Below are 5,867 nucleotides of genomic sequence, written 5' to 3'. Positions count from 1 at the left end.
CATGACATTAACTTGGTCATGGAAACACTGGAGCATCTTGAAACAGGCCGGCCGGGACAAGCGTTACCACTTCATCTAGATAAAGGCTATGAGGCAGCATGGTTTGTTGTACTGAATATTTCTAATTGGATGGACTTTAAGTGTGGAAAATTTAGTTTTCTAGCATATCCTCCTATCTTTGATTGATACTCCCTATAGTAAAAAACCACCATTTCCAAAGGGATGATAATGTAAGTTATTGCTTTAACCACCCAAGATAATGGGTAAAAAATATTGTATTTAGTTTCAGATAGTAACTAATAGTTAAGGTTTATTCGCTTGTTGTTGGAAGAAACTAAGTAGATAAAAAACATTCCTAATTAATGGAGATGAGTGGAATGAAAATACTAACTTATAAAAATTTAGTTATTAAAAATAATAAAAATCCAGTCGAAAAGGCCATCATTTTAGCTCATGGGGGCTTCACGCCAGTAAGTTGCTGTGGGTTTCTGCAAGGTTCAGGTTTCACTGACATTCCAGAGGGGATTACTTTAGCGTTTAATTGCTTACATGATAACGTTTCACTTGGCGGTCAAATGGCTAGAGCTATTCTGCGTACCAATGAACAAAATACTTACCCCATTGCAGAAAAAGTTACTGGCCCCCGCAGAATAAACAATTATTCCTTATCATTTAGCAATGATTTTGAAACAAATACGCCTACTAAAGAAGTTGACATTATTACAGTAGCTCCTCACGGAAAGGTGCACCTTTCAGATATTTTTACGGGCATTAGAATGCTAAATTTAAATTATAATTACATATACTTTGCAGCCTGCCGGATAGATAGCTCAAGATCAATATCTATATCAAGAGTAACCAATCCCTGATCATTTAAGACTCGCTAACACTAACTCCTAATCTCCCCACCCCAGACTAATTTGCTCTGAGGTGGGGTCTTCCATCTGATTTCAGTAACCCATCAAGGGTTTTTGATAAATATTTATGTGATATAGGATTTTCCCAATAATAAATTAACTCCTTAAGGATTGGTATAAATTCAGCCGCAAATGAACCGTAAATCAGCATCGGAATAGAAATTAAGGCAATAAACCATTTGTACATGTAAATATCCAATCTAGTGGCATCACCGATAACGACTACTGGATAATTATAGAATCTGAATTGTCGATACTTGAATATCTGGCTACACACCTTTCAGTTAGTTTTGTATTCATTTTTTAGTAATTAACTTATCGTTATTTAACCTCGGTTTTCCTACATTCAGCCTTCACATAATCCCTCAGCCCAAGGAACAGAGCTTCGAGAATGAAGCATCGGCTGTTCCCCAAAAACAAAAAGGCCACGCCGGAGCGTAGCCTTGAACTTGGGATTCTAGATTGAACAGTATGATATCTTCAACACCTATAATACTTTGAAGATTAGTCAGAATGCCAAAAGGAAATTCATTCAAATTTGCGTCCCAATTTTCGTTCAGATATCCCTAAGCTTGGGATTGATCATAATCATATGTGGTAGCCCCAACCCTAAGATCAAAAGACAGTATACTTATACTATTAACTCGCTTTGCCCCCCTTCACCAGCACCCAATCACAAGCCATCATATCTTCTTGAGTTGGCTGCCATGATGTCGCTCCATAATTATCAATTATTTCAATTTGAGGCAGGATATCCTCCCGATTGTTACCCGGAAGGAGTTTTATGTACTTAATATTAGAATTCCAACTGTCACGGCGAACTAATTTTCCTAAATTCACTAGACTCACTGCCCATGCGAAAATACCCGCAGGTACATTAATATTGTCATCATTAACTTGATACTGGTTTGGATCAAACGGACATTTTTTATTATCCAGCTTATTAACTTCAGACATAAACACCTCACTTTATTATTCGTTAAAGGTCATTTCATCCTACTTCTAATTAGCCAGTTAATATTATTAAAATTAAATTCTTATTTTAATACAATACGTGCTGTAGATATTAATACGTTCTAATTTTCTGTAATTAATCATTAAATCCAATTAGCCTATATTACAGTACATCTTTTAAGTTGTAGATTCAAAGTTTACTACTGATAGGAAACATTCCGCTTATCTCTCACTCAGTATGTTTAAATTGTCCTGTTTCCAGTTCAAAATTCTACACATGGCGATTTAACTTCAAAGCGGATTTTTCGCAAGGATGTTTGCCGGATAATATTGGGAAGATGTAAAATGCCAGTGATATTACATCGCGTTAATGACGTCATATAAGGTGAGATTTTGTCTGAGATTTCATCGCGTAAGCGACGTGACGGAAAGAGCCGCGAATTTGCCCTTGTTGTCCGTATTCCAATTGGGGTTGTCATATAGCAGTAATGACGTGCCTGGATTGGTATAATAAACTATTTCCTCTGCGAGGCCGTCCTCCGCAAACGATATATGCAAAATAGGATAACGTACAAAGTCGGTATTGGTAATCATAGTACCATTATAAAGATAAGAACGTTGAATAGACTCATTTCGTGCCCAGTGTCTCCCTTCGTTTCTTCAAAGCCACATTCAATTTCCCAGCAATGGCCAACCACCTGAGCCAGGGTTGTTAGTTCAGCCTGTTCTCGGCGCGCATACACGACATAGTAAGCCCGTTCCCGTTTTTTATCCCGACTGAGCCGGACCAGCAGATAATGGCCATATTTCCGGTCTTTCTCACAGAGTTGTAAGCGCCAGAGTGGCACCAAAATCCAGTCATACTGACATTCGCCTTTCTCCCCCCGCCCCACAGAATGTGTTTTCCATTGCGGAGGCGTCAGGCTGTCCACAATGTTATCCGCTCGGACATAGGTTGACCCTTGCCACCACAACGGTTCATTTTTGGGGATCGCCAGTACAAAGGGTTGATATCGGGGCTCCAGCCAACAGCGCAGCCGGCGATCCTGACCATAAACGGCATCTGCCGTCACCCAGCGATAGGGAACACCGGCCTCTAATGCGCGTTCCAGCATCTGCCGGGCGAGTTGCGGTTTGGTGGAGTCAGGAATACCCGTGGCTTCACAGCGGGCCGGCCATCCGTCCAGGGTTTGGGCAGGTATAACGCCCAGTCAATAAAGGCATGACCGGCATAACAGAGAAAGACGCCTATATGACTGTTTTCGACGTACCCGGCGGTGCCACTGTATTGGCGCTGAACCCCGGCAGAATGCGTGCCTTTTTTGATAAAGCCCGTTTCATCCACAATAAGTACACCATGTTCATCGCCCAAATGTTCTGTCACATAGTCCCGCAAAATATCGCGGGCGGCGTCGATATCCCAATGAGCTCGCACCAGCAAATGTTGAACTCCATCAGGCGTGCGTTAGTTCCTTTCAGTGATAAACCTTGCGCTCGAGAGCAACCAGCCCAAAGAGGGATAACCAGTCCACTACTGGCTGTCCTCAAGGCTTATCCTGAAAGGTTCTTTGGTAGTGCGCCGAGCGTGACGCGGTGAAATACAGATACAAAAATGCCACCACGGATGTGATGGCATAGGTTATTGCTTTAACCACTCAAGGGAATGAGTAAAGAAATATTGTTTTTAATTTCAGAGAGTAACTAATAGTTAAGATTTATTCGCTTGTTATATGGTAGAGATGGGGGTAGAGGTTGTTGTCAATAAGTTAGTTTTTGGAGGTGGTTATGCTTTCTAAAGAGCTATTTGTCAAACTATCAGATCCATTTAGCGCTGATCATTCACTTGTGAAAAGCAAGATAATAGTTCCTCTTAATGCATATATCGATTATCTGATTATTTGTGAATTTTTAATACAAGATGACCCTATGAACCCTACAACATTACTCATCAGAGCTAACGACATTCGCCAGTTATTTTATACCCCTACTGTTACTCATGATAATATACATGACGTACTGAAATCCTACGGATTTAATCGAGATTTTTCATCAAGTAATGACGTAAAATTTAAATTAGATCGAGATAAATATCCAACAGTCAGAACAATAAGGGGTTTTAGACAGCGAGTACTAGGTAATTTTTCTATGTAGTTAGCTGTATTGGCTCAATGACGCTGTGCCCACCCCAGAATCATTTGTTCTTGGGTGGCAATGTCCCATTGTTCAGCAAGAGATGTCACCTTTGGGTGCTGCGTTTTATCCTGCCAATGGTTTTCTATCGCTTCACTCATGCGCTTCATCCAGTCAACTAGTTTTAACGCAGCTTCTTTCTCAGATTTCAGTTCAGGAACACCATCAAAGCCCATTATTGCGGTATATCGATTAAACTCGTCTTTTTTGATGATGATTTCTTTCTCAACAATTGTTTCCAGGTTTCTGTGCGATACATAGTATTTATTGAGGTGCGTGTGAGTTTCTCTGTCTTTTTGAAAGTAAATCAAATCAACTTCTGTTTTCATTTTTTCACCTTATACACTCAGTCTTTACATAATCCTGCAAATATCTTAGTTTTGCCCGGTCCTTGATGATGCCTTCTCGGATATCGAGAACAGTTGATCCAGTTTCTCCAGAGAGTTCGACGGTGACTGCATCGCCCACACTACCGGAGGGAGTGGCTTCACGCACAGGGCAGATTGCTTTGATGCGCAGCTTGCGACGAGCAGCGGCAATATCAGCCCGAAGAGTGTCGATTTCAGCTTTATCATTCGTGAGTTTCTCCATGTGCTTAGCATCCAGCTCATGCAGCATTTCAATGTCCGTGTTCTGGTAATTGATAGTGTCTGTCAGTTGCTGGATTTCGGTTATCTTGTCTTCGTGAATTTCAAGTTGTCTGCTGTACTTCACGTAATAGTGGTAGGTTGAAAATGCAGTAAGCAATAAAGCAATAATCAGAGCCACTATCAGATTTTTCATAGCAACAATGCCCCTACGAACAGAAACCAGCCCCAACCATCGCGACTGCCAATAGCCAGAATGAACGCGCATAAGAACATCATTGCCGCCAGTGAATGCCTAGTCATCTAGCCCCCAACATGTTAATTCCGACTCCTGAGCACGTCGCTCAACCTGACCGAAACAACCGTTCGCTTGGCCTTGGGTTTGTCTGCAATCTTTGCCACCGTCAAATACCCAACGTTTGATTTCAGCACACGCCCCTTTCTTGTCTCCGGCGTTGAGCTTCCGATAAAACGTGGAAGAAAAGCATTTACCGGGGCCAATGTTGTACGGGCAGAAGCTAGCAATGCCGGCTATTTGAGGTTCGGTTAGCGGTACTCGCACATGACGTTTTACCCATGCAATGGCGTGCTCGGCTTCTTTGGCATTGAGAGCTTGGCATTGGTTTGGCGTGAGCTTCATCCCTTGACGAACGGGAGCACCATCTATCCGAGTAACACCCCGGCAGATAGTCCAGACACCGCCCGCATCACGATAAGCTGATAGCCGGTTACCTTCTTTCTCGTCCAAGAACTGAGAAAGGATAGCTGTAGCCCCTGCACCGGATAACACCAAACCAATAACAGCCGCCGTTAGTTTAGTCTTGGTCTTTGCCATTGCGGTTAAATTCCCGATGTTTGTAATACCAGTTCACGGCGAAGGTGCCTGCCGTGCAGATAATGCCAACAATAATCGCCCAGTCGTTCAGTGACAGCGCGCCGAGCATCGCTGTAAATGCGCCCCAGCCATATGCAGAGGGGCTTGTGTATTTGTCCATACGCATATTTCCACCCCATCAGAACAATGGGCGTCCGTGAGGTGAGAGAATCGCCCCTGTGAGTTGAGTTAATAGATTATTAGTCGAAGGAATGAGCTCACTTTGAGCGGCAGTTAATTATTATCTGATTTGGAGGTCGCTAAAGAGTGTAGTGGCACACTGAATCTGGCCACCTGAATAGAGGTGATATACTCACCTCTATTCAGGTGCCCCAATGAAAAGAA

Annotated in this window: 8 protein-coding genes and 2 pseudogenes; 3 read left to right on the top strand and 7 right to left on the bottom strand. The window is 42.4% G+C overall.

Annotation, left to right across the window (positions count from 1 at the left end):
- Both FE392_RS22205 and FE392_RS18460 read left to right on the top strand, forming a co-directional pair.
- Positions 1–186 (top strand): annotated as a pseudogene (locus FE392_RS22205) (hypothetical protein); the annotation flags it as partial.
- A gap of 191 nt (positions 187–377) precedes the next feature.
- Positions 378–869, top strand: coding sequence for a putative adhesin (locus FE392_RS18460; protein ID WP_319931628.1), 492 nt, complete (start codon positions 378–380; stop codon positions 867–869).
- 46 nt (positions 870–915) lie between these two features.
- On the opposite strand, the gene FE392_RS18455 is transcribed toward FE392_RS18460, so the two are convergent.
- From FE392_RS18455 to FE392_RS18445, 3 genes and pseudogenes are all read right to left on the bottom strand, one after another.
- Positions 916–1,104: a hypothetical protein gene (locus FE392_RS18455; protein WP_319931627.1), complete on the bottom strand. Its 189-nt coding sequence runs from the start codon at positions 1,102–1,104 to the stop codon at positions 916–918.
- Between the two features lie 452 nt (positions 1,105–1,556).
- Positions 1,557–1,874: a Thoeris anti-defense Tad2 family protein gene (locus FE392_RS18450; RefSeq protein WP_319931626.1), complete on the bottom strand. Its 318-nt coding sequence runs from the start codon at positions 1,872–1,874 to the stop codon at positions 1,557–1,559.
- 587 nt (positions 1,875–2,461) lie between these two features.
- A pseudogene (locus FE392_RS18445) lies at positions 2,462–3,306 on the bottom strand (IS701 family transposase).
- 350 nt (positions 3,307–3,656) lie between these two features.
- Here FE392_RS18445 and FE392_RS18440 point away from each other — a divergent pair.
- Positions 3,657–4,022: a hypothetical protein gene (locus FE392_RS18440; RefSeq protein WP_319931625.1), complete on the top strand. Its 366-nt coding sequence runs from the start codon at positions 3,657–3,659 to the stop codon at positions 4,020–4,022.
- A gap of 14 nt (positions 4,023–4,036) precedes the next feature.
- On the opposite strand, the gene FE392_RS18435 is transcribed toward FE392_RS18440, so the two are convergent.
- Genes FE392_RS18435 through FE392_RS18420 form a run of 4 tightly spaced genes read right to left on the bottom strand, consistent with a single transcriptional unit; the run spans position 4,037 to position 5,649 of the window.
- A complete protein-coding gene (locus tag FE392_RS18435) occupies positions 4,037–4,390 on the bottom strand; it encodes a hypothetical protein (RefSeq protein WP_319931624.1) in 354 nt (117 codons plus the stop codon).
- Between the two features lie 4 nt (positions 4,391–4,394).
- A complete protein-coding gene (locus tag FE392_RS18430) occupies positions 4,395–4,916 on the bottom strand; it encodes a lysis protein (RefSeq protein ID WP_319931623.1) in 522 nt (173 codons plus the stop codon).
- 27 nt (positions 4,917–4,943) lie between these two features.
- Entirely contained in the window at positions 4,944–5,483 is a 540-nt protein-coding gene (locus tag FE392_RS18425; protein ID WP_319931622.1) for a lysozyme, read from the bottom strand.
- Positions 5,464–5,649 (bottom strand): phage holin family protein, encoded by a 186-nt coding sequence (locus tag FE392_RS18420; protein ID WP_319931621.1) that lies wholly within the window; start codon positions 5,647–5,649, stop codon positions 5,464–5,466. The genes FE392_RS18425 and FE392_RS18420 overlap by 20 nt, the downstream gene beginning before the upstream one ends.
- Positions 5,650–5,867 lie beyond the last annotated feature (218 nt).

The sequence above is a fragment of the Xenorhabdus santafensis genome (genome assembly GCF_033949405.1).
GTDB lineage: Bacteria > Pseudomonadota > Gammaproteobacteria > Enterobacterales > Enterobacteriaceae > Xenorhabdus > Xenorhabdus santafensis.
The sequence above is the reverse complement of the archived record's forward strand: the minus strand, read 5'-3'. Positions and strand labels throughout refer to the sequence as shown.

Excerpts from the sequence above, each read along its gene's own strand:
- FE392_RS18460 (WP_319931628.1), top strand. The coding sequence starts at position 378 with ATGAAAATACTAACTTATAAAAATTTAGTTATTAAAAATAATAAAAAT.
- FE392_RS18455 (WP_319931627.1), bottom strand. The coding sequence starts at position 1,104 with ATGTACAAATGGTTTATTGCCTTAATTTCTATTCCGATGCTGATTTAC.
- FE392_RS18450 (WP_319931626.1), bottom strand. The coding sequence starts at position 1,874 with ATGTCTGAAGTTAATAAGCTGGATAATAAAAAATGTCCGTTTGATCCA.
- FE392_RS18440 (WP_319931625.1), top strand. The coding sequence starts at position 3,657 with ATGCTTTCTAAAGAGCTATTTGTCAAACTATCAGATCCATTTAGCGCT.
- FE392_RS18435 (WP_319931624.1), bottom strand. The coding sequence starts at position 4,390 with ATGAAAACAGAAGTTGATTTGATTTACTTTCAAAAAGACAGAGAAACT.
- FE392_RS18430 (WP_319931623.1), bottom strand. The coding sequence starts at position 4,916 with ATGCGCGTTCATTCTGGCTATTGGCAGTCGCGATGGTTGGGGCTGGTT.
- FE392_RS18425 (WP_319931622.1), bottom strand. The coding sequence starts at position 5,483 with ATGGCAAAGACCAAGACTAAACTAACGGCGGCTGTTATTGGTTTGGTG.
- FE392_RS18420 (WP_319931621.1), bottom strand. The coding sequence starts at position 5,649 with ATGCGTATGGACAAATACACAAGCCCCTCTGCATATGGCTGGGGCGCA.